Source organism: Pseudomonas sp. FSL R10-0056 (assembly GCF_009600105.1).
GTDB lineage: Bacteria > Pseudomonadota > Gammaproteobacteria > Pseudomonadales > Pseudomonadaceae > Aquipseudomonas > Aquipseudomonas bubulae.
The window spans coordinates 1-19,204 of the sequence record NZ_WIWL01000227.1 but is presented as its reverse complement, the minus strand read 5'-3'; the positions used below and the strand labels follow the sequence as shown (position 1 = coordinate 19,204).

Genomic DNA, 19,204 nt, shown 5'->3' with positions numbered 1-19,204 from the left:
GCCCATCAAGCGGTCGGCCATGCGGGCATCGACCTTGGCCAGCTCTGGCACCGGAGGCTGATGGGACAGGCCTCCGGACGCCAGGAACAGCACGCGCAGGTCCAGTGATCTGGCCCACTGGCCGATGGCCTCGCCCAGCAGTCGTGCCCGCTTGAAACCGGGCAGGGGCACGGCTACCGAATTGATGAAGACCGGAATCACCGGGCAGGTGCGCAACCCGCCCAGCAACAGTTCCAGGGGTTGGGCAAAGGCATGATCGACTTGCATTCGGTAGGACACGGCGGTGTCGATACCAGCCTCCATGACGGCTTGGGCGCAGGCTTCGGCCAGGGCTTTGGGTACGTCGAGGGGGCCGGCTGCGGTGTCGAAATCGCCGATGGCATCGGCGGCCATGCCAATGCAAAAAGGCGGCATGACGTCGTAGAAAAAGCCGTTGTAGTGATCGGGCCCCAGGAGCACGATCAGTTGCGGATTGAAGCGGGCGATGCGTTCGCGGGCATTGCGGATCATGCAGTCCACTTCGGCCAGCACTTCGGGGGCCGGGTCGACGTAGCCCACCAGCGGCGTGTGTGACAAACAGTACAAATAGGCGCTCATCTCAAGCCACCTTGCTGACGGCTGGCGTCATCTGGATGTGTGGCTGCACGTTGAGCGCCAGGGCCAGCTCATTGCAGGCCTTGCCGAGCGTTTGCGGTGTGGCCAGCCCGGCGAGGAAGCGATCAGGGCGCAGCAGGGCAATGGACGATGAGCCGCGGGCGAACCACTCGCGCAGGCGGCCAGTGCTGTCGCCGACCCGAATCACGTCGTTGCCGGCGTCGCTCGGGGCCCTGAGCTGGACATCCGGCAGCACTTGAATAAACCGCGTGCCCAGGGTTTTCCATTGAGCAATCTGCGCCGTCGTAAGGCCCCAGGTCGGGTCGCAGCCCCAGGCGATAAAGGCGAAATTCTCGCCGATCACTTCATCGAGGAGCACGGTCGCACCGGCGTCGGTCAGTACCTTGGGCTGAATGAACATCTTGCCCACCGGCGAGCCTTTTTCGCTCGGCACGATCAGAGCGCCACGGCTGTATTGCGGCATGGGCTTGAAGCGCATCTCGACGAAATAGCGTTTGACCGGCGGCACATAGTTGAGCAGCCACGACACGCCATCGCGCAGGGTGCCCTGCCAGCGCTTGGGGGGGGCCAGTACGTGGCCGGCCAGTACCGAGAGGTCGATCATGGCCTTGGCGTGATCCCGGCGCTCCAGCTCATAGCTGTCGAGCAGGCGGTCATTGGCCAGGCCCTTGATCACCAGTGACAGTTTCCAGGCCAGGTTGGAGGCATCGCGCATGCCGCTGTTGTAACCCTGGCCCTGCCAGACTGGCATGATATGCGCGGCATCCCCGGCCAGCAGTACCCGGCCCTGACGGAAGCGGCCTGCGAGGCGGGCGTTGTGGGTATAGACGCGGCTGCGAATCAGCTCGATGCGATCCGGGTCCGGCAGCACTTTGGCCAGCAGCTTGCGCATGTTTTCGGGCTTGCTCAGCTCGGCCTCGGTCTCACCGGGCATTACCATAAACTCAAAGCGGCGCACCCCGTGGGGCAGGGCGGCGGACACGTAGGGGCGCACCGGGTCGCAGCACAGGTACACATGGGGTGTGCTCAGGGGGTCGTTGGCGATATCCACGACGATCCACTGATTGGGCGCAGTCTTGCCTTCAAAACTGATGCCAAGGCTGCGCCGCACCAGGCTGTTGCCGCCATCGCAGCCAATCAGGTACTTGGCCTGCAGGCGTTCGCTGCGACCCTCGGCGTTTTTCAGTGTGAGTTGCACACCGCTGTCGCTTTGCTCGAAGCCTTCGAGTTCGCGACCGAACAGTACCTTGACGTTGTCAAAGCGTTGCAGGCCTTCGAACAGCACGCGATCAGCCAGCGGCTGAATAAAGGCGTTACGGCGGGACCAGCCAAACTCATCGGTCTTGGGCTGGATGTCTGCAAAGCAGCGACCTTTGGGCGTCATGAAACGCATCGCATGCCAGGGCGTGGTGTGCGGCAGCACGTTATCGGCAAGGCCGACGGCCTGGAATGTGCGCAGGCTTTCGTCGTCCAGGCCAATGGCGCGCGGGTAGTCGATCAGGCTGTCGAGCTTTTCCACCAAGGTGACGTTTACACCACATTGGCCCAGGTAATTGGCGATCATCAGCCCGACAGGACCCGCTCCGACAATGGCGATATCGGTGCTCAGGTCCAAGGTGGAAGCAGTGGGTGCAGAACTCATGGGTATCTCCGTACAGCGCTTTTTTTTGGATTTCTTGTTGGGCGCAGTATGGAAATCGCGAAGCTGGTGAACAACGAGAACCCTTGCTAGGGTGCACTCAGTGCACATCGTTGATTTACCGATAAAAATAATGGGAAACACATGAGCGAAACCGAATACAAGGCCGTGCGGGGCCTAATGCGCGGGTTGTTACTGATCAACGGTCTCAACCGTTTTGACGGGGGCGCCAGTACGGCTCAGTTGGCCGAGCAGAGCGGTTTGCACCGTACTACCGTGCGTCGTTTACTGGAGACGTTGCAGGCCGAAGGCTACGTGCGCCGCAGTGAATCGGATGACAGCTACCGGTTGACCCTGAAGGTGCGTGAGCTGAGCGAAGGCTTTCGCGATGAACAGTGGATTTCTTCGATTGCTGCGCCCTTGCTGGGTCAATTGCTCCAGCAAGTGGCCTGGCCCACCGACCTGTGCACCCTGGATGGCGACGCGATGGTGATTCGCGAAACCACTCACCGTTTCAGTCGCCTGTCGTTTCACCGTTCGATGGTGGGGCGCCGCTTGCCCTTGCTGATGACCGCGACCGGGCGGGCATACTTTGCGTTTTGCCCGCCGGCCGAGCGGGAAGAATTGATCGAGTTGATGATCAGTCGGGACGACTCGCAGTCGGCGTTGGCGGCGGATCGCCGATTCGTCGAGCGACTGGTGGAGCACACACGCAGCAAGGGCTATGGCGAAAACAACGCGCACTGGGGAGAAGAGCGCAAGATCGCGGCGATTGCGATCCCGGTGATGCATGAGGAGCGGGTGATGGGTTGCCTGAACCTGGTGTATATCGCCAAGGCCATGCCGGTCGAGGAAGCTGCACGGCGGTTCTTACCGGCGATGCAGGAGGTGGTGGAAAAGATTCAGGTCGGGTTGGTTCAATAGCCTTCTCAGGCTCATATGATTTTCACGGGGTTAAGGCACAGGACATGTGAACAGTGCCAAACCTGTGAGAGCAGGTTTGCCTTCGATGCAGACGCACGGTGCGGCAGGCAAACTGCGGTGCTGCCATCGCGAGCAAGCCCGCTCCCACAAGTGGCTTGCTCCTGGCTCACGGTTGTTGCGCCAACAGCGTGAAGGCTCTGGGAGTGTGAACAGTGCCAAACCTGTGGGAGCTGGCTTGCCTGCGATGCAGACGCCTCGGTGCGGCAGGTAAACTGCGGTGCTGCCATCGCGAGCAAGCCCGCTCCCACAAAGGGGGTGCGTGTGGCTAAAGGCGCTGCCAGAGCGCTTCTGCCTGGGGGTTGCGGTTGTCCCGCCAGCGCACCAGGATCACTTCCAGATGGTCGGACTCCATGTCCGGGTACACGCGCACCAGTTCACCGCGCTCAATCAGCGGCGCCACCATGCTGTGGGGCATGCACGCCACCCCCTGGCCACTGGCGACCATCGGTTTGAGTGCCTCGGACACCGTGGCCTCGAATACCTGCAGCAAACGCTGAGGCTGGGGGTGACGGTTGATCTGGGTACGCGACAGTTCATGCAATTGCGCACTGCGCGAATAGCTGAGCAGCGGGATCGGTTCGTCGGTCTGGCTGCAATGCGCCGCCAGTTGCGGAGTGGCCACCCAGTACAGCTCGTCATGACCCAGGGACTTGACCTCGAACTCGCTCTGGCGCGAGTAGGGTGCGGTCTTGGTGTCGCGATAGAACAGGATGAAGTCGCAGCGCCCGGACATCAGCGCCATGTAGTAGTCGTCGGTGCTGCGATAGCCCGTGTCGATACGGGTGAACAGCGGCGCCTGCGGGCTGTTCAACTGGCTGATCCAGCCCGGGAAAAAGTTGCACGCCAGGGTATGCAGCGAGGCAAAGGTCAGCGGCCGGTTGAGCACTTTGACGCTTTGCTCGCAGTCGCGGGCCATGCGTACCAGCTCAACGGCATTGGGCAGCAGCGCTTCGCCAGCAGCGGTCAGGCGCACCGGGTTGCGCTCGCGGTCGATCAGGGTCGCGCCCAGGTGGGCTTCCAGCAATTGAATGCGTCGGCTCAGCGCCGATTGCGATGAGTTGCGCATGCTGGCCGCGGCCGTGAACTTGCCGGTATCGGCCAGGGCGAGAAAATCTTCGTACCAGTCAATGTTCATAGACTTATTCCAATATTCGATAGCCCGTCCAGCATAGTGGATCAATTGCCGCTATCCGCGCCATGCCGCCGTCTTTATTGTGCACCTAAACCGCCACCTGCCGTTGGATTGTGGTTGACAGGCATAACAAGAAGAATTTTAAAAGGGCAATGATATGCACAAATTGAATAGGGCCAAGCTTTTGCTGGGGGCTCCGCTGTTGGCCCTGCTGTTGACCGGTGCCCAGGCTGCCCAGGCAGGTGTGCTGGACAAGGTCAAGGCCCATGGCAGCGTGCGCTGCGGGGTCGCAGGTGACAAGCCGGGGTTTTCGCTGATCGATGACAAGGGCCGCTGGACCGGTATGGACGTAGACCTGTGCCGCGCTGTGGCCGCTGCGGTGCTGGGGGATGCAGACAAGGTCGAGTACCTGACCACCACCGCCAAAAACCGCTTTACCGCCCTGGCTTCCGGGGAGATCGACATTCTGTCCCGTGCCGCTTCCTGGACCGCTGAACGCATAGCCAACCTGGGCGTGGACTTCACCACGGTCTGGTTCTACGACGGCCAGGGCTTTATGACCCACGCTGCCGACGGCATCGAGAAACTCACCGACCTGGACGGTGCCACTTTCTGCCTGTCACCGGGCACCACCTCCGAGCAAAACCTGGAAGACTATTTTGGCCGCCGTGGCCTGACTTACAAAACCGTGGTCATCGAAAAAAGCCCCGAACTCTACGCTGCCTTCCAGCGCGGGCGCTGTAACGCCATTTCCAATGACTCTTCGGGGCTGGCGGCGCGTTTGGCGCTGATGAACAACCCCAAGGACTATGCGTTGCTGCCCGAGGTGATTTCCAAGGAGCCGTTGGGGGCCTTTGTCGCACAGGGTGATACGGTCTGGCGCAATATTGTGACCTGGACCGCCTATGCCCTGATGACCGGCGAAGAACTGGGCGTGACCTCGGATAACGTCGACGAGTTGCGTGGCAACAAGAGCGCATCCACCGATATCGCCCGTTTGCTGGGCACTGAAGGCACCATCGGCAAGTCCTTTGGCCTGGACAGTGACTGGGCCTATCGCGCCCTCAAGCAAGTCGGCAACTACGCGCAAATCTACGACCGTAACCTCGGCCAGCAGACGGCATTGAACATCCCGCGCGGCCTCAACCGCAGCTGGAAAGACCATGGCCTGATGTACGCGCCGCCGATTCGCTGAGGGGATTTCTGTGATGTCGACCCATCGTTCGCCCAATCTGCGCCTGTCGAGCGTGCTGCAGCAGGGGCTGGTACTGGCTCTGGTTGCCGCGGTGTTTTATCTGCTCTCCAGCAACGCCGCGCTGAACTTGAAGAACCTCAATATCGCCTCGGGATTCGGTTTTCTGTCCCAGCGCGCAGGCTATGACATCAGCTTCTCGCTGATTGATTACACCCCGGATGCGACCTATGCCCGCGCCTATCTGGTGGGCTTGCTCAACACGCTGCTGGTGTCGGTGCTGAGCATTGTGCTGGCGACCCTGCTGGGAGGTGCGCTGGGCATGGCGCGCGTCTCGGACAACTGGCTGATCAAGCGCCTGAGCGGCACCTGCATCGAATTTTTGCGCAATGTGCCGCTGGTGGTGCATCTGGTCTGGTGGTACGGCCTGGTGCTGGCGCTGCCCGGGGTCAAGCACTCGGCCTCGCTGTTTGGCGTGGTGTTTCTGAACAACAACGGCCTCACTCTGCCCTGGCTCGAACAGGGCAGTGTGGTCGGCTGGGGGCTTTTCCTCATGCTGCTGGGCACGTTGCTGGCTTATGTGTTTTGTCGCTTGAAGGAAGCCCGCGGGCCGTGGCGCGGTTTTGCTTCCAGGCGCTGGCCCGCGCTGTTGGCCGGGGCTGTGCTGCTGCCCGTGCTGGTGTATGCCTTGAGTGATGCCCATGTGCAATGGGAAGTACCGGTGCAGCGCGGTTTCGGTTTCAAGGGCGGAATCACCCTGGTGCCGGAGATGCTTGCGTTATGCCTGGCCTTGTCGTTCTACAGCGCCAGTTATATCGCCGAGATTGTGCGTGGCGCGATTGAGTCGGTACACCGCGGCCAGTACGAAGCGGCCAGGGCGCTCGGCTTCAAATCCGGTTCCACAATGCGCCAGTTGATCGTACCCCAGGCCATCTACCCGATGATCCCGCAGATCACCAACACGTACCTGAATATCGTCAAGAACTCTTCACTGGGGGTGGTCATCGGTTTTATGGAACTGGTGTCGTCCACCGGCGGAACAACCCTGAACCAGACCGGCCAGGCCATTGAATGCATCGCGCTGGTGATGGGCACTTACTGCCTGATCAGCCTGGTGATCTCCCTGGGGATGAACATCTACAACCACCGTATCGGCCAGAGGGGGCACTGAACATGACCGCAATGAATCAGGCACTGGCAGTCCCGCTGGCACCGCCGCGCTTGCCCTGGGTACAGCGCGCCGCAGCCTGGAGCCGCAGCCAGTTGTTCCCCAGCGTGGGCCACAGCCTGCTGACCCTGGGCGTGCTGGCGCTGCTGTGCTGGTGCATTCCTGCTGCGCTGAGCTGGCTGGTATTCGATGCCACCTTCATCGGCAGCAGTGCCAAAGACTGCAACCCCGGCGGCGCCTGCTGGTTGCCGATTACCCAACGCTGGAACCTGTTTGTGTACGGCTTCTATCCGCAAGCAGAACAGTGGCGGGTAAGCCTGGCGCTGGTGCTGGCAGGGGCGGCGTTTGTCTTGCTGTTTTTCAAGCGCCTGGACCGTCGCCTGCTGCTGGCGTATCTGGCGTTGCTGCCGATCGTGATGTGGTGGCTGCTCAAGGGCGGTGCCGGTTTGCCCGAGGTGTCTTCGACCAAGTTCGCCGGGATGCTGGTGACAGTATTTCTGGGCACCGCCGGGATGATTTTCGCGCTGCCGCTGGGGATTTTGCTGGCGCTGGGCCGACGTTCGAAACTGCCGGTGGTGCGCATGCTTTGCGTGCTCTATATCGAGCTGGTGCGCTCGGTGCCGGTGATTTCGCTGCTGTTTATGGCTTCGCTGATGATTCAGCTGTTCCTGCCGCCGGATTCGGCCTTCGACATCCTCTTGCGGGTGCAACTGGTGCTGATCCTGTTTACCGCCGCCTATATGGCTGAAACCCTGCGCGGCGGTTTGCAGAACCTGCCCAGGGGCCAATACGAGGCGGCCATGGCGCTGGGTTTTGGTTACTGGAAAACCATGGGCCAGATCATTTTGCCGCAAGTGCTCAAGCAATCCATTGCGCCCTTGCTCACGCAGTTTATCGGCCTGTTCAAAGAGACCACGCTGGTGATGATCGTCGGCGTACTGGACATCGTCGGTATCGCCATGAGCACCGCCGTCGCCCCGGAATGGGTTGAGTACGGCCACGAAATCTACGTCTTCCTGGCGATCTACTTCTTCGTCATCTGTTTTGCACTGTCGCGCTATGCCCGACACCTTGAACAACGTATGGAGCAAAGCCGCTCATGATCAGCAAACCCAAGGCTGATGCCGCCGCAATGGTACGCATCGAACAATTGAACAAGTGGTTCGGCAATGCCCATGTGCTGAAAAACATCTCGCTGAATGTCCATGCCGGGGAAAAAGTAGTGATCTGCGGGCCTTCGGGCTCCGGCAAGTCAACTCTGATCCGCTGCATCAACCAGCTGGAACAACACCAGCAGGGCCTGGTTGTCGTGCTGGGCGAGGAACTTGACGGCAACCTCAAGGGGCTTGAGCGCATCCGCCGCCAGGTGGGCATGTGCTTCCAGCACTTCAACCTGTTCCCGCACCTCACGGTGCTGAAAAACTGCACGTTACCGCAGACTTCCAACCTGGGCGTGCCCGAGGCTGAGGCCATTGAACGAGCGCTGGGCTTGCTGGACAAGGTCAAGATGCGCGACCACGCCAACAAGTTTCCGTCGCAGTTATCCGGTGGCCAGCAGCAACGAATCGCCATAGCCCGGGCGCTGTGCATGCAACCCAAGGTCATGCTGTTTGACGAGCCGACCTCGGCCCTGGACCCGGAAATGATCGCTGAAGTGCTGGACGTCATGACCGGCCTGGCCCAGGAAGGCATGACCATGATCTGCGTGACCCACGAAATGGGTTTTGCACGCAAGGTAGCCGACCGCATTGTCTTTATGGATCAGGGTGAAATCATTGAAGAGGCCCCCCCGGAGCGGTTTTTCTCAGCCCCTGAATCACCTCGAACCCAACGTTTTTTGAGCCAGATCATCAATCACGGAGTGCATGCCCAATGACCCAATCCATTGCGATGGCCTTGCATGGCGGTGCCGGTGTGCTGATGCCCGGTGTTTTGACCCGCGAAGACGAACAGGCGATCCACGCAGCACTGCTGCAGGCGCTCAAGGCGGGTGTCGATGTCCTGGAAAAGGGCGGCAGCAGTCTGGATGCGGTACAGGCCAGTGTGGTTGAGCTTGAAGAGTGCCCCTGGTTCAACGCCGGCAAAGGCGCGGTGTTTACCCACAGCGGTGACCACGAACTGGACGCCGCGATCATGAACGGGGCCAACCTGGAAGCCGGAGCCGTAGCCGGCGTGCATCATGTGCGCAACCCGATATGCGGTGCGCGGGCGGTGCTGGAGCATAGTGAGCATGTGCTGCTGGCCGGTGCCGGGGCAGACTTGTTCCTGTCCGAACAGGCGGGTCTCGAACATGTTAGCAATGACTGGTACGACACGCCTTTGCGTCGTCGCCAGTGGGCTGCGCAACAGCAGCAACCGGAGACGGTGTTGCTGGAGCCGGGAGGTGTGGAGAAAAAATTCGGCACTGTGGGGGCTGTCGCCCTGGACCGTCACGGCCATGTAGCAGCAGCCACCTCCACCGGGGGCATCACCAACAAACGCTACGGCCGGGTGGGTGACTCGCCACTGATTGGCTCCGGCACCTGGGCGGATGACCGCAGCGCGGCGATTTCGGCGACTGGCCACGGCGAGTTCTTTATGCGCACCGTGGTGGCGCACAATATTGCATCGCGCATTCGCCTGGTGGGTTCGAGCCTGGCAGACGCCTGCGAGCAAGTTGTGCAGGGCGAGCTCAAGGAGCTGGGTGGTAACGGCGGCGTGGTCGCCGTGACACCGGGCGGCGAGACCGTGCTGAGCTTTAATACGCCGGGCATGTACCGCGCCTGGCTGGATACTGACGGCGGCCTGCACACCGCCATTTATGCCGAGGACGACTGCCTGCATCGACTTTGAGTGAATTGACCCGCGGGGCGGCTGGAGATTAGTCTCGATCTCCTTTCGCCCCGTGGAATGCATCGATGATCACCTGCTACCTGCGTTACGTGATTGACCCTTACCAACTGGCCGAATTCGAGGCCTATGCCAAAGTCTGGATCCCGCTGGTAGCCAAATTTGGCGGCCAGCATCACGGTTACTTCCTGCCCTCGGAAGGTGCCAATAACATTGCTCTGGCCATGTTTACCTTCCCCAGCCTCGCGGCCTATGAAGACTACCGCGAACGCTCAAAAACGGATGCCGAATGCATTGCCGCGTTCAAACTGGCTGAAGATAATCGCTGTATCCTGAGTTACGAGCGCAGCTTTTTCAGGCCGGTTTTCGACTAACCCCCACTTCTTCAAAGAGGCATGCCCCTATGGCAACTGCATCCGCATTTATTGATATTCCCGCTTCACCCGATCAGGTCTGGCAATTGATCGGTGGTTTCAACTCGCTGCCGGACTGGTTGCCCCTGGTTGCCGTCAGCGAAGCTGGCGAAGGCGGGCGCTTGCGCCATCTGCAGACCGTGGATGGCACGGTGATCGTTGAGCGCCTGCAAACGTTCGACAATGCCGGCAAGACCTACAGCTACTCCATTGTTGAGGCGCCGTTCCCGGTGACCGACTACCTGGCGACTTTGCGCGTTGAAGCGCTGGGCGACGGCGCCCGTGTTACCTGGTCGGGGCAGTTCACCCCGGCAGGTGTAAGCACTGAAGCTGCCGAAGAGCTGTTTACCGGGGTCTATCAGGGTGGGCTGGCGGCGCTGAGCGGCAATTTCGCAGGCTGATTTGTTGTGGGAGCGGGCTTGCCCGCGATGGTATCGACGCGGTTCGACGGGCACACCGCAGCGCCTGAATCGCAGGCAAGCCAGCTCCCACAGGGCATGTTGTGCTCACATAAATGAGGTTTGCCTGATCATTATTGTGGGAGCGAGCCTGCTCGCGAAGGTATCGATGCGGTCTACCAACTGAACCGCGTCGCCTGAATCGCTCGAGCCCAGTTCCCACATTAAATGCAAGCGCAAAAGTGGGTTGAAAATACCCGTTATCCGTGCCGTGATGGCCATTTCAAATCAACTAAATCTTAAAAAGTGTGGCTATTTAATGACTTAGGTCAGTATTGCCTTGAAATAAAATGTGCAGAATCACTTGTTACTGATTGTTACGATAGGGTAAGATCGCCCTGCGTTCACCTACCACGGTTTATGCATTTTTAAGCCCCAAGTTTCCATCAGCTACTTGGGCTTTTTTTTGCCTGAAATTTGATGTCGGATCCAATTTTCGGGCAAGAAAAAGGCGCCAATCGCTGGCGCCTTGTGGCAGTTGCCACGCTCTAATAGGCGACTCAGCGCACCAGGCAGGGCTTTTTGTTGTCGTATTTCCAGCCGGGAATCATGTACTGCATGGCCACGCTGTCATCCCGGGCACCCAGGCCCATGCCTTTATACAGTTCGTGAGCCTTGGCCACGGCGTCCATGTCGATGTCCACGCCCAAGCCAGGCTTTGTCGGAACCTTGATATGGCCGTCGACAATTTTCAGCGGTTCACGGGTCAGGCGCTGGCCGTCCTGCCAGATCCAGTGGGTATCAATGGCGGTGATGTCCCCCGGCGCTGCAGCCGCAACCTGGGTGAACATGGCCAGGGAAATGTCGAAGTGGTTATTGGAATGCGAGCCCCAGGTCAGGCCCCATTCGTGGCACATCTGCGCAACGCGTACCGAGCCCTGCAGGGTCCAGAAGTGCGGGTCGGCCAATGGGATGTCCACGGCCTGCGATTGAATCGCATGGCCCATTTCGCGCCAGTCGGTGGCAATCATGTTGGTGGCGGTGCGCAGGCCCGTGGCGCGGCGGAACTCGGCCATGACTTCACGCCCCGAATAGCCGTTTTCGGCGCCGCAAGGGTCTTCGGCATAGGCCAGTACCCGGTGCTGGTCGCGACACAGGGCGATGGCTTCCTTGAGAGACCAGGCTCCATTAGGGTCCAGAGTGATGCGGGCATCGGGGAAACGCTCGGCCAGTGCAGTGACCGCTTCGATTTCTTCGCCGCCGCGCAGCACGCCGCCCTTGAGCTTGAAGTCGTTGAAGCCGTAACGGGCTTGTGCCGCTTCCGCCAGGCGCACGATGGCCTGTGGGGTAAGGGCTTGTTCATGGCGCAGGCGTGTCCAGTCATCGCCATCCGCTTCACTGCGGTAGGCCAGATCGGTGTGTTGACGGTCGCCAATATAGAACAGATAGCCGAGCATCTTCACGGCATCCCGTTGCTGGCCTTCACCGAGCAAGGCGGCTACCGGCACGTGCAGAAATTGACCGAGCAAGTCGAGCAGGGCGGCTTCCATTGCCGTCACGGCGTGGATGGTGATGCGCAGGTCGAAGGTTTGCAGGCCGCGCCCCGCCGAATCCCGTGCGGCGAAGGTGCTGCGCATGGCGTTGAGGACAGCCTGGTAATTGCCGATGGGCTGGCCAATCACCAGGCTACGGGCGTCTTCCAGGGTTTCGCGGATGCGTTCGCCACCGGGCACTTCACCCACGCCGGTATTGCCGCTGCTGTCCTTGAGGATAACGATATTGCGGGTAAAGAAGGGGCCGTGGGCGCCGCTCAGGTTGAGCAGCATGCTGTCATGGCCCGCCACCGGGATCACCTGCAGGCTGGTCACGATCGGAGCTTGGCTGGCGTGGTGTTGATGGTCGGCATTCATGGTCTGGTCCTTGTCAGGCAGTTTGCAGGGCGGTGGGGGTCACGGCCGTGGGTGTGGGTTTGGTTTTGGCAAAGAACACAATGAGTGCCGCAATGATCGACGTGCCGGCCAGGCCATAGAGCCCGCCCCGGATCGAGCCTGTGGTTTGTTCCAGAAACCCGAAGGTGGTGGGGGCGACGAAGCCGCCGAGGTTGCCGATGGAATTGATCAAGGCAATGACTGCCGCCGCGATACGTGCATCCAGGTAGCCTTGGGGAATGGGCCAGAACAGCGCCGAGGCCGACTTGAAGCCGATGGCGGCAAAGCAGATGGCGATAAACGCAAAGATCGGCCCGCCGGTGGTGGACATAAACATGCCGATGGCGGCAATCACCAGGGCGGCCGCCACCCAGGCCTGCTGGAACCTGAATTTGCTGGCCAGCGAGGCAAAGGCATACATGGCAATGATTGAAATCAGCCACGGGATCGAGTTGTAGAAGCCCACCTGGATATCGCTCAGGTCACCCATTTTTTTGATGATGCTCGGTAGCCAGAACGTGGCCGCGTAAATGGTCAACTGGATACAGAAGTAAATCGCGCAGAACAGCATGATCTGGCGGTCCTTGAGCAGCATGCCCAGGGTCGGCTTGACGGTGTTGGCGGCATCGCGTTCACGCTGTTCGCGGTCAATTTCGTTAACCAGCGCATCTTGCTCTGCAAGGCTGAGCCATTTGGCGTCATGGGGTTTTGAGTCCAGCCAGAACCACACAAACACGCATAGCACCACCTAGGCCATGCCTTCGATGATGTACATCCACTGCCAGCCGTGCAGTCCCATGCCGGTGATTTGCAGCAGCAGGCCGCTCAGTGGTCCCGAGATCAGCGAGGCCAGTGCCGAGCCGCTGAGGAAGATGGCAATCGCCTTGCCGCGTTCGGCGCCCGGCAGCCAGCGGGTGAAGTAATAGATCACGCCCGGGAAGAAGCCCGCTTCGGCGACGCCAAGCAGAAAACGCAGAATATAGAAGTGGGTTTCGTTCTGGATAAAGGCCATCAGGGTGGCGGTGATACCCCAGGTGAACATGATTCGGGTGAGCCAGATGCGGGCGCCAACTTTTTGCAGCAGCATATTGGACGGCACTTCAAACAGTGCGTAGCCAATGAAAAACAGCCCGGCACCGAAACCATAGGCGGCGGCACCAATGCCCAGATCGTGCTCCATGTGGCTGCGTACGAAGCCGATGTTTACCCGGTCGATGTAGTTGACGATAAACATGATGACGAAAAGTGGCAGTACATGCCTCTTCACTTTTTGGATCGCACGCGCCAGGACGGGGTCGTTGGCGTGTGCAGCAGACGGATTGCTGGAAGTGTTCACAATTCAAAGCCCCACTGATTATTTTTATGCGGGTTGTGTGTGCTGCAGATGGCTCTGCAGTTGCCAGACATCATACGAGTTGGTTTTTTCCCTAGCAATGCCATGAAACAAACGAAAAAGTTATAAAAGATGCAGCTTTAGATACCTTTTGTGAGGTTTTATCGCTGTTTAGAGCATTTTGAAGCCAGAGGTCAGGTTCGGAAACGTATCTGCCTGCGGGGCTGAGTTCGTTCAAAACCCAAGGTTTTCTGAGATTTATATAACTTGTCATACATGTTGGGGTGCTAGTATCAAGCGGTCTTGTACGAATGGATTTGCCCCATGCATGACCCCCAGAGTGCGCCGCTGCGCAAGCGTTCACCGGGCCTTGCCCACGACATCGTGGCCGAGCTGACCCAGCGAATTTTGCTGGGCCAACTGGCGCCCGGCGAGAAGCTGCCTTCCGAGTCGGCCATCGTGCGCGAGCACGGTGTAAGCCGCACGGTGGTGCGTGAAGCGATTTCAAAATTGCAGGCATCCGGGCTGGTCGAAACCCGTCACGGCATTGGTACCTTCGTGCTTGAGCGCGATCCGCGCCAGGGTATCCACCTGAGCCGTGATACCGCAGCCAGCGTGCGCGGTATCGTCGAATTGCGCCTGGGCCTGGAGACCCAGGCTGCGGCGCTGGCCGCGAGGCGGCGCACGGAGGAGCAACTGCTGCAGATGCGCCAGGCGCTGGATGACCATCAACGCTCACTGGCCAACAACGACAGTAGCGTCGAGCCGGACCTGCGTTTCCACCAGTTGATCGCTCAGGCCACGGGCAACGCTTATTTCACCGATATCATTGCCCAGTTGGGGCGTTCGGTGATTCCGCGTACCCGGATCAATAGTGAAGAGCGCGGTGATGCCGATCTCAAGCAGTTGGGGCAAATGGCTGTGCTGGAACATGAGGCGATCTTGCGCGCGATCCGCCGTCAGGACCCCGACGCCGCCCGCGCTGCCATGCTGCTGCATTTGAGCAACAGCCTGGAGCGCATGGCGGGGGGGTGAGGGCTGTCACTTCAACGCTATATCCTCAGGATTGATCTGTTTCCAGGCTTGCAGCACCACCTGCGCTTTGGGCTCCTGGCCGCTGTCGAGGTAGAACTGGATCAACGCCAATCGGGCATCGCGAAACGCCGGCTGGCGTTTGAGCAGTTCTTCCATTTGCGCGCAGGCCTGTTCGAGCTGACCGCTCTGGTGCAGGGCCACCGCCAGCACATAGCGGTACTGGCTGTTGTCCGGTTCCAGTTTTACGGCCTGCTGCAAAGCTTTCATCGCTTGTTCGGGCTGGCCACCGCGAATCAATGCCAGCCCCAGGCTGTGTTGCAACAACGCTGCCTGCGGTTGTGCCTTGATCGCGTCGTTGAGCAGGGTCGAGGCCTCGGCACTGCGCCCACTGGCTTCCAGCCATTGGGCCAGAGTGACCAGCGCCGGGTAGAAGTCCGGGTCGCGCAGCAGGGCGGCGCGCAGTCTGGCCTCGACCTCGGCATTGCGCCCGCTGGCCTGATACAGCATGGCCAGGTTGAGGTTGGACTCGGCCCGTTCGGCCAGGCTCAGCTGCACGCTTTCGTATTCACCGATGGCCTTGTCCCACGCCACTTGATTCGTGCCCAGGCCATTGCGCGCGGCGATGATGCGCACTGCACGCACGCTGTCACTCAACAATGGGCTGAGCAACGCGACCCGCTCTGCCGGAGGCAAGAAAGCGCTCACTGCCCGCACCGCGCTTTCACGCACTTGCGGGGCAGGGTGGTTGAGGTCCTTGCTGGCCAGCTGCAGTGCGGATTCGCTGGGGTAGTTGGCCAGTTCAGCCAACAACGTGGCGCGTTGAATCGCTGGCAGGTTGCTGCGCCGCAATTGCTCGTAGAGCGCCTGCGCAGCACCCGGCCGGCCGCCGCGGATCAGCCACAGGCTTTCATCGTACCGGGCTGCTTGCGGTGCATCGTGGGCGGTCCAGAGCTTGAACTGCTCCGTCACCCTGTCACCGGCCTTGCCCTGATGGCAGCCCAGGCAGGCATCCGTTGTGCCCAGGGCTTTGGCCCGCACCGGGTTGGGGATGCTGAAGCTGTGGTCATGGCGATAGTCGTTGCCCATGTAGAACTTGCCGGGCATATGGCAATCCACACATTGCGAGCCCGGTTGGCCTTCGGCATGGCGATGGTGGTCGATGGCGTCATAGTTCTTCGCGTGCAGGCCCTTGCCATCAATCCCGGCAATGGCTGCTTTGCCGGCCGTGTTGTGGCATGGAAGGGCACAGTGCATTGCCCGCTGCCTTGAGTTCGGTGCTGTGGGGGTTGTGGCAGTTGCTGCAACGCACGCCCTTGTCGAACATCTTGCTTTGCAGGAACGAGCCGTGTTCGAACACCTCGTCCTTGATCTTGCCGTCCAGTGCGTACAGCTCGCGGGTCAGTACGCTGGGCAGGTAGTCGTCCATCAGCCGCTTGCCCACGGTAAAGCCATCGCTCAGCGGGGCGCGGCGGGCATGGCAGCGGGCGCAGGTTTCGAGTTCTACCGTGGCGTCCTTGCTTTTAAGGTCGACGTCAAAGCCGCTGTGGGGCAACGGGTTGTTTTCCGTGACAGCGCGCAGATGGCTGGACGCCGGGCCGTGACAGGCCTGGCAACCGACGCCGAGACTGTTCCATTGGCTGTTGAAGCTGTTGCTGGCGGCATCAAAGTTACGTTTGTAGCCGGTGGTGTGACATTCGACGCACATAAAGTTGGCGTTCTGGTTCGGTTTGCTCCAATGCAGCGGGTTCTTGAAGCTCACCCCCTGGCCTGGGTACAGATGGAACCAGCGGTGTTTTTCGGTATCCCAGGCCACCCCCAGGGCTTGCAGTCTGCCGTCGCCAACTTCGATCAAATACTGCTGCAACGGCGCAATGCCGAAGGTGTAAGCGACCTTGAAGTCGGCGGGTTTGCCATCCAGCCCCGGCGTATTGACCCAGAACTCGTCGCCCTGGCGAAAAAACCGGCTGTTTTCGCCTTCGCCCTTGAACGTGGCATTGCTGAAGTCGGCCAGTACGGTCTGCGGCGCGGCCACCTGCATGGCCAGTTGATGATGAGAGCCTTGCCAGTCCTTGACCTGGGCGTCGTGACAGCCCTGGCACTGTTGCTCGTCGACCATCTGCGCCGGGGCGACGGGCTCGGCCACCGCAGCCGTGGCCAGCACCTTGGGCTCATACACCGGCGCCGGGCGGTTGAGATAAAACCATAACCCGCCCAGCACCACCAGCAACACGGCTGCGCTTACGGGTAACAGGTAACGGCTCATCAGGGTGGGGCGCGAATCAGGTGGGTTTGCAGCTTTTATAGTTTTAGTTTTGGGCATTGCGACTTCCGTATCCAAAAGGCTCTAGCGTTCACCGACAAACCAGCGGTAATAGGGGTTGGCGCCATCGCCACGCATTACTTCACGGATATCCCGGCTCCAAGCCTCGCGGTCGCCATCATAGGCATGCAGGCTGGAACGGTAAAACTGCATCAGGCGTTGCTGTTGGCTGTGCATGCGCTCGACAAACTCCGGGGCGGCGTTGAGCAACGGTATCGGTTGGCGCAGATCGAGCAGCGCCGGCAGCACCCGGCTGATTTCTTTGCTGCGCACCCACGGAGCGTACTCGATACGCGGTTGGTCGTCCGTGACGGCCGGCGCATCTGCAGCAAAGCGCACCAGCCCTTCACGGTCGGTCACCCAGGTTGCCAGCAGTGCCGCTGGCGAAGCGACGCCCACATCCTGCAGGGCGTTGCGTACACCCGGTTGCCCGAAACGGGCGCTGATGCGCGCGGCATCCAGTTCAATGGGCTGCAATGAACCCACCAGCAGCATTTCGTGAAACTCGCTGGTCCATAGCGTGGCGTAAGGGAACACGTCGAGAAAACTGCGCACCAGCGAACGCGAGTCGTCGATATTCTGCGTCGGCAACGGCAGCCATTGCGCAACTATCCCTTGCGGGTGCAGGCGCTGTGCAGCCAGTTGATAGAAGTCCCGCGAGTACAGATTGACTACGCCGGCGGCGGAGGGCGGTGGTGGTTCGAGGGTGATCAGGTCATAGCGCTGTTCGCTGCGCAGAAGTTCCTGGCGACCGTCGCGCAAACGCACCTGCAAGCCGGGGTTGGAAGCCGCAGCGAAGTTGCCTTTGAACAGGGTTGAAGCTTTGACCACCGCGGGCAGCAGCTCGGCCACCACCCGTTGCTCCAGTCCCGGATAACTGAGCAGGGCCCCGGCAGTGATCCCGGTGCCAAAGCCGATCACCAGCGCCGAGCGTGGTTCGCCGTTGTGGATCAACAGCGGCAACAGGGCCTGGATACGCATGTAGCGCAGCGACGGCATGGCATCACCGGTGTTGGACACGCCCTGGATATACAGGCGGTGGAAGCTGCGTTCACCCTTGCCCTGGGCCACGACGGCGACGGTGCCGCCGCGACCTTCCTGGTAAAACACCAGCTCACCGTTACGGGCTCCGGGCAGCAGTTCGGCGAGGCGCTCAACCGGCGTTAAGACGGCTACCAGCAGCGCTGCCAGGCTGAACGCAACGACTGCCTGGCGATGGCCTTTCTTGACCCGGTGCCCCTGCTGTGCCGCGATCAAACCTACTGCAGCGGCGATGACTGCCAGCATGCCGAGCGTATGTACCAGCCCCAGCCAGGGGATCAGGACAAAACCGCAGAGGGCAACGCCGACGATCCCGCCCAGCGTGTTGAACGCCACGACTGCACCGACATCCCGCCCGACCCGGCCGGGGCCGACGCACAGGCGCAGGGCTATCGGGAACGCTGCGCCCAACAGCAACGTAGGGATAAACACAATGCTCAGTGCGGCCACTGCGAAGCGGGCGCTCATGCCCAGCAACACACTGCCACCCAAGGCCAGTGCCGCAGTCTCTGCCTGGGTTTGCAGCAGGATCAGCCAGCGTCCGAGCAGGGCAACTTCCAGCAGGGCAACCAGTCCGGCCCCGGCAATCAGCAAGGCAAACACACCCCAGGGATCGCGTAGCCGATCAACCCGGCGCGCCATCAGGCTGCTGCCGATAAACAGTCCGGTCAGGTAAGTGGCCAGCACCACGGCAAAGAAGTAGGTACGGGTGCTCATGAACTGAACGATCGATTGCGACCAGACCACTTCGTAGCCCAGTGCCACACCGCCCGCGATGGCATACAGGGCCATGGCCAGCCCGGCCGGTTTGTGTGCCGCGCTGGTCGCCACCGGATCGGCGACAATGGTGTGCTGCCCGCGTTGCAACCACAGGGCACCCGCGGCGGCAATCAGGTTGAGTGTGGCGGCTACAACGGCACTGGCGAAAACACCGAGGCTGGCAATCAGGATAAATGCGGTCAGCAGAGTGCCGACAATCGCCCCGCCGGTATTGGCGGCATACAGGCGGCCACCGGCCTGGCCCAGATGTTGCGGCTCGGATGCCAGTGCGCGTATCAGCACTGGCAGCGTGCCGCCCATCAAGAGGGCGGGCAGCCCCACCAGCAGCAATGGCAGCAACCAGGCGGGCAGGCCGATCCGTTGTTCGAGCCAGGCAAATGGCACCGCGGCCATACCC

General features: G+C 60.7%; 14 protein-coding genes and 2 pseudogenes. 9 read left to right on the top strand and 7 right to left on the bottom strand.

Annotated elements, in window-relative coordinates; translation table 11 throughout:
- On the bottom strand, positions 1–597 hold a 597-nt coding region (locus GHO42_RS23050), incomplete at its 3' end, for a 3-carboxyethylcatechol 2,3-dioxygenase (RefSeq protein ID WP_178114944.1).
- A gap of 1 nt (position 598) precedes the next feature.
- Entirely contained in the window at positions 599–2,257 is a 1,659-nt protein-coding gene (locus tag GHO42_RS23045; RefSeq protein WP_153328155.1) for a bifunctional 3-(3-hydroxy-phenyl)propionate/3-hydroxycinnamic acid hydroxylase, read from the bottom strand.
- Positions 2,258–2,398: 141 nt separating this feature from the next.
- Between GHO42_RS23045 and GHO42_RS23040 the strand changes: the two genes are divergently transcribed.
- Positions 2,399–3,178 carry a DNA-binding transcriptional regulator gene (locus GHO42_RS23040; RefSeq protein ID WP_095000509.1) on the top strand — a complete coding sequence of 260 codons (780 nt, stop codon included), beginning with the start codon at positions 2,399–2,401 and terminating at the stop codon, positions 3,176–3,178.
- A gap of 325 nt (positions 3,179–3,503) precedes the next feature.
- On the opposite strand, the gene GHO42_RS23035 is transcribed toward GHO42_RS23040, so the two are convergent.
- A complete protein-coding gene (locus GHO42_RS23035) occupies positions 3,504–4,373 on the bottom strand; it encodes a LysR family transcriptional regulator (RefSeq protein ID WP_095018096.1) in 870 nt (289 codons plus the stop codon).
- Between the two features lie 154 nt (positions 4,374–4,527).
- Between GHO42_RS23035 and GHO42_RS23030 the strand changes: the two genes are divergently transcribed.
- From GHO42_RS23030 to GHO42_RS23000, 7 genes are all read left to right on the top strand, one after another.
- Positions 4,528–5,565: an amino acid ABC transporter substrate-binding protein gene (locus GHO42_RS23030; protein WP_095000507.1), complete on the top strand. Its 1,038-nt coding sequence runs from the start codon at positions 4,528–4,530 to the stop codon at positions 5,563–5,565.
- A 13-nt stretch (positions 5,566–5,578) separates the two neighbouring features.
- On the top strand, positions 5,579–6,733 hold the full coding sequence (locus GHO42_RS23025) for an amino acid ABC transporter permease (protein WP_095020982.1): 1,155 nt from the start codon (positions 5,579–5,581) through the stop codon (positions 6,731–6,733).
- A gap of 2 nt (positions 6,734–6,735) precedes the next feature.
- Positions 6,736–7,833: an amino acid ABC transporter permease gene (locus tag GHO42_RS23020; RefSeq protein WP_153328157.1), complete on the top strand. Its 1,098-nt coding sequence runs from the start codon at positions 6,736–6,738 to the stop codon at positions 7,831–7,833.
- A complete protein-coding gene (locus GHO42_RS23015) occupies positions 7,830–8,606 on the top strand; it encodes an amino acid ABC transporter ATP-binding protein (protein WP_095000504.1) in 777 nt (258 codons plus the stop codon). The genes GHO42_RS23020 and GHO42_RS23015 overlap by 4 nt, the downstream gene beginning before the upstream one ends.
- Positions 8,603–9,562, top strand: a complete 960-nt coding sequence (locus tag GHO42_RS23010; RefSeq protein WP_095000503.1) for an isoaspartyl peptidase/L-asparaginase family protein — start codon at positions 8,603–8,605, stop codon at positions 9,560–9,562. The genes GHO42_RS23015 and GHO42_RS23010 overlap by 4 nt, the downstream gene beginning before the upstream one ends.
- A gap of 65 nt (positions 9,563–9,627) precedes the next feature.
- Positions 9,628–9,933: an NIPSNAP family protein gene (locus tag GHO42_RS23005; protein WP_095000502.1), complete on the top strand. Its 306-nt coding sequence runs from the start codon at positions 9,628–9,630 to the stop codon at positions 9,931–9,933.
- A gap of 29 nt (positions 9,934–9,962) precedes the next feature.
- Entirely contained in the window at positions 9,963–10,373 is a 411-nt protein-coding gene (locus tag GHO42_RS23000) for an SRPBCC family protein (protein ID WP_095000501.1), read from the top strand.
- Positions 10,374–10,930: 557 nt separating this feature from the next.
- Here GHO42_RS23000 and gudD read toward each other — a convergent pair.
- Positions 10,931–12,280 carry a glucarate dehydratase gene (gene gudD, locus GHO42_RS22995; protein WP_095000500.1) on the bottom strand — a complete coding sequence of 450 codons (1,350 nt, stop codon included), beginning with the start codon at positions 12,278–12,280 and terminating at the stop codon, positions 10,931–10,933.
- A gap of 13 nt (positions 12,281–12,293) precedes the next feature.
- Positions 12,294–13,634: pseudogene (locus GHO42_RS22990) on the bottom strand (MFS transporter).
- A 321-nt stretch (positions 13,635–13,955) separates the two neighbouring features.
- On the opposite strand from GHO42_RS22990, the gene GHO42_RS22985 reads away from it, so the two are divergent.
- Positions 13,956–14,666: a FadR/GntR family transcriptional regulator gene (locus GHO42_RS22985; protein WP_095031659.1), complete on the top strand. Its 711-nt coding sequence runs from the start codon at positions 13,956–13,958 to the stop codon at positions 14,664–14,666.
- 6 nt (positions 14,667–14,672) lie between these two features.
- Here the strand turns inward: GHO42_RS22985 and GHO42_RS22980 are convergent.
- Together GHO42_RS22980 and GHO42_RS22975 are read right to left on the bottom strand one after the other, a co-directional pair.
- Positions 14,673–16,986 (bottom strand): annotated as a pseudogene (locus GHO42_RS22980) (tetratricopeptide repeat protein).
- A gap of 24 nt (positions 16,987–17,010) precedes the next feature.
- The coding region (locus GHO42_RS22975) for a fused MFS/spermidine synthase (RefSeq protein ID WP_153384191.1) at positions 17,011–19,204 on the bottom strand (2,194 nt) is incomplete at its 5' end.

What these genes read in the sequence shown, in the direction of transcription:
- GHO42_RS23045 (WP_153328155.1), bottom strand. Translation starts at nt 2,257, where the DNA reads ATGAGTTCTGCACCCACTGCTTCCACCTTGGACCTGAGCACCGATATC.
- GHO42_RS23040 (WP_095000509.1), top strand. Translation starts at nt 2,399, where the DNA reads ATGAGCGAAACCGAATACAAGGCCGTGCGGGGCCTAATGCGCGGGTTG.
- GHO42_RS23035 (WP_095018096.1), bottom strand. Translation starts at nt 4,373, where the DNA reads ATGAACATTGACTGGTACGAAGATTTTCTCGCCCTGGCCGATACCGGC.
- GHO42_RS23030 (WP_095000507.1), top strand. Translation starts at nt 4,528, where the DNA reads ATGCACAAATTGAATAGGGCCAAGCTTTTGCTGGGGGCTCCGCTGTTG.
- GHO42_RS23025 (WP_095020982.1), top strand. Translation starts at nt 5,579, where the DNA reads ATGTCGACCCATCGTTCGCCCAATCTGCGCCTGTCGAGCGTGCTGCAG.
- GHO42_RS23020 (WP_153328157.1), top strand. Translation starts at nt 6,736, where the DNA reads ATGACCGCAATGAATCAGGCACTGGCAGTCCCGCTGGCACCGCCGCGC.
- GHO42_RS23015 (WP_095000504.1), top strand. Translation starts at nt 7,830, where the DNA reads ATGATCAGCAAACCCAAGGCTGATGCCGCCGCAATGGTACGCATCGAA.
- GHO42_RS23010 (WP_095000503.1), top strand. Translation starts at nt 8,603, where the DNA reads ATGACCCAATCCATTGCGATGGCCTTGCATGGCGGTGCCGGTGTGCTG.
- GHO42_RS23005 (WP_095000502.1), top strand. Translation starts at nt 9,628, where the DNA reads ATGATCACCTGCTACCTGCGTTACGTGATTGACCCTTACCAACTGGCC.
- GHO42_RS23000 (WP_095000501.1), top strand. Translation starts at nt 9,963, where the DNA reads ATGGCAACTGCATCCGCATTTATTGATATTCCCGCTTCACCCGATCAG.
- gudD (WP_095000500.1), bottom strand. Translation starts at nt 12,280, where the DNA reads ATGAATGCCGACCATCAACACCACGCCAGCCAAGCTCCGATCGTGACC.
- GHO42_RS22985 (WP_095031659.1), top strand. Translation starts at nt 13,956, where the DNA reads ATGCATGACCCCCAGAGTGCGCCGCTGCGCAAGCGTTCACCGGGCCTT.